This window comes from Neisseria sp. P0022.S010, assembly GCF_051956635.1.
Genome location: NZ_JBQCXF010000798.1, coordinates 1 through 651, shown reverse-complemented (window position 1 = coordinate 651; position 651 = coordinate 1). Strand labels below are relative to the sequence as shown.

At 31.3% G+C, this 651-nt stretch carries 1 protein-coding gene; it reads left to right on the top strand.

Annotated features, from left to right (window positions below):
• Positions 1-86 precede the first annotated feature (86 nt).
• Positions 87-651: hypothetical protein (locus tag ACTHUT_RS21480; RefSeq protein ID WP_440419836.1), on the top strand; the 565-nt coding region annotated here is incomplete at its 3' end.

Genomic DNA, 651 nt, shown 5'->3' with positions numbered 1-651 from the left:
GAATAATAGGAAGCTTCGCATTAGGTCTCTCTTCACCTGCTTTACGAATTACCATCCCTTTTGTTGTTCAAATCTCATGGTTGAAAATGATGAAGCAAAACTATTGGGATAAACAAGAAATTGAATCTGTAAAAATTTTGTCAAATCAAGACTTGCTTATCACGGATGCTGCTGATAAAGATGTTATTCTATCTTTAACTGAATATACCGAACCTCCTAAAATAAAAAATGAATTTAATGAATCTAATATTTCTTCATTTAATCAGTTGTTTAGTAATATTCCTTCATTGGCAACGAAATTTGAAACAGTTAAAAATCAAATAGTCAGCATCAATATAGACCCTAGAAAACTTACACTTGCCAAAGATGGAAATGGCTTGCGCGGTATGGTTCATGGCGTTAATAAGGATGGGAAATTTGGTGTTACGGAGAATGTAAGGATTTTTGAGTCTAATACGTTGAAACAAGTTATTAATTCAGGAGTTATTTTTAATTTGGCTTCAACAGTTGTTGCTCAAAAACATTTAGCTGATATCAATGAAAAATTAAAAGAAATACAAAAAGGAATTAATGAAATTAGGCATTTTCAAGAAGATGAACGACGTAGCAAAATTGATACAACTATTAAACTGCTTAAGTTGGTAAGTGAAC